A 2389-nucleotide genomic window follows, 5' to 3' on the forward strand; every position below is an offset into this window, starting at 1 on the left:
TAACGCTAAAGCGTTAGGGATTGTAGGGGCGGCGAAGCCGTTCCGGAGCGTAGCGTAGGAATGAAGCGGCAGCGCAACCCCGAAAAGCCCGGCCCGAGCGGAGCGCCTGCACGGAGCGAGGGAAACGCCCAAATAAAAAAACGGCGGCTAATAAAAGCCACCGTTTTTTTGTTAAAACTGCTCTATTTTTTTGCGGCGTGGTAAACCGGATCTTTTATTTTTGTTTTTGGTCCGATTTTGTCAAAGCCGCAGAATGGAACAAGCGCAGGCGGAACTGTAATTGAGCCGTCTTCGTTCTGATAGTTTTCCATAATCGCGAGCATCGCCCGTCCTACCGCAATTGCCGTGCCGTTTAGCATGTGGACATATTTATTCTTGCCGTCGTCATCGTGGTATTTTACGTTCAGGCGGCGTGACTGGAAGTCTGTGCAGTTTGAAGTTGATGTAACTTCGCCGTAGTCGCCTTCCGGCTTTTCTTCTGTCGCGCGGCTTGGCATCCACGCTTCGAGATCCCATTTTCTGTAAGCAGGAGCGCCGAGGTCGCCTGTGCATGTGTCAACTACATGGAATGGAATTCCCAGACCTTCAAAAATTTCTTCTTCGATTAAGCGGAGCTTTTCGTGGAGCCTGTTTGAATCTTCTGGCAGACAGTAAACAAACATTTCGACTTTGTCAAACTGGTGGACTCTGTAAAGTCCTTTTGAGAACTGTCCTGCGGCTCCGGCTTCGCGTCTAAAGCAGTGGGAAAGTCCGCAGTAAAAGAGCGGAAGCGCAGATTTGTCTAAGATTTCTCCTGAATGGTAGCCTCCGAGGGTGATTTCTGCTGTCGCAACAAGACATGTTCCTTCGTCTTCGATTGCATAGACGTTTGATTCGTTTCCGCGCGGATTAAAGCCGATTCCTTTTAAAATTTCTTCTTTTGCGACATCTGGAGTAATGAATGTTGTAAAGCCGTGCTTGCGGAGAATGTTGAGAGCGTACATGATGAGAGCTTCTTCAAGAAATACAGCCTCGTTTTTGAGGTAATAGAATTTCGGACCGGAAACTTTTGTTCCGCGTTCAAAATCAATCAAATCGAGCTCTTCGCCAAGCTCTACATGGCTTTTTGGTTTGAATGTAAATTTGCGTGGAACTCCAACTTTCTTTACTTCGAGGTTTTCTGTGTCGAGCTTTCCGATTGGAGTGTCCGGATGGCACATGTTCGGAAGCTGTCTTGCGGCGTCTTCAAGCTTTGCCTCAACTTCTGCAAGCTCTTTTTCTGACTGAGAAACATCTTCCTTGATTTTTTTGCCTTCTTCAATGAATTTCTGGCGTGTCTCTGGATCAAGTTTCTGCTTCATGTTTGCGGCGTTTTCGTTTCTTTTCTGCTGCAATGACTGAAGTTTTGTCGTAAGAGCAGTGCGTTCGTCGTAAAGTTTTACAACGAGATCTGCGTCGGCAACCATATTGCGGTTTTTTATGTTTTCTTTTACTTCTGCAAGATGTTCTTTTACAAATTTCAAATCGAGCATTTGTATTTATCTCCCAATCTCTCTTAAAGTTTTTATTCTTTTATTCTATTCTTTTAACGTTTTTAAGGCAATTGCAGCGCTTTTTTGAATTTTTACTTTATTTCAAAAACGGCATCGACTGTAAAGCTGATTGTTGTTTTTCCGCCGGAAATTGGCGTTGAAACAAAAGAAGATGCGCTGTCTGCCGCTGCTGCTTCTGCTAAATTGGCGCGTTTTGCGTTGACCCTGTAAAATCCAAAATTGTTTGACTGCTCGTTTAACGAAATTACTTTTCCAAGAAAAGCGCCGCTTGTTGTTACGAGAAGATTTGCCGTATCGCGTGCATTTTGAACTGCAAGCGTGCGCGCCTGTTTTACAAAAGCTTCTTTGTCGCTTATTCCATATTGAAAAGACGAAAGCTGGTTTGCGCCGGCTTTTATTGCGGCGTCAATTACATTTCCAGCCATGGTTAAATCTTTTACAAAAATTTTGATTCGGTTTATGGCAACGTAATCTCCGTAAGTTACTTTGCCGTTCAAATAATTTGATTCCTGGTTGATTGTGTAATGTTCTGTGGAAACATCTTCCGGCAAAATTCCTAATGCTAAGACTGATTCATGGACTTTTGTCATTTTTTCTGCGTTTTCTTTTGCCGTATTTCCGACATCTTTTCCTCTTGTAATTACAGAAAGAATAATCGTCGCGTTGTCCGCTTCAACTTCTACAGAGCCTGTTCCGCTTACGCTCACTGTCCTGCGGTTGTTTTCCGTAGTTTTTATTGTGCATGATGTAAAAAAAACTGCGCCAAGCACTGCCAAAACCAATTTTGCATTTAAGATTTTTTTCATTTTATTAATCCTCCAATTTATTTAGCCTTAATTTCGAGTTTTATAATTTAA

General features: G+C 43.2%; 2 protein-coding genes. Both read right to left on the bottom strand.

Going from position 1 to position 2389, the window contains the following annotated elements:
* Positions 1-182: 182 nt before the first annotated feature.
* A complete protein-coding gene (serS, locus tag B2X33_RS01840; RefSeq protein ID WP_296667178.1) occupies positions 183-1511 on the bottom strand; it encodes a serine--tRNA ligase in 1329 nt (442 codons plus the stop codon).
* Between the two features lie 92 nt (positions 1512-1603).
* Entirely contained in the window at positions 1604-2338 is a 735-nt protein-coding gene (locus B2X33_RS01845; protein ID WP_296667181.1) for an SIMPL domain-containing protein, read from the bottom strand.
* Positions 2339-2389 lie beyond the last annotated feature (51 nt).

The organism is Treponema sp. UBA785 (assembly GCF_002297065.1).
Lineage (GTDB): Bacteria > Spirochaetota > Spirochaetia > Treponematales > Treponemataceae > Treponema_D.

What these genes read in the sequence shown, in the direction of transcription:
- serS (WP_296667178.1), bottom strand. Translation starts at nt 1,511, where the DNA reads ATGCTCGATTTGAAATTTGTAAAAGAACATCTTGCAGAAGTAAAAGAA.
- B2X33_RS01845 (WP_296667181.1), bottom strand. Translation starts at nt 2,338, where the DNA reads ATGAAAAAAATCTTAAATGCAAAATTGGTTTTGGCAGTGCTTGGCGCA.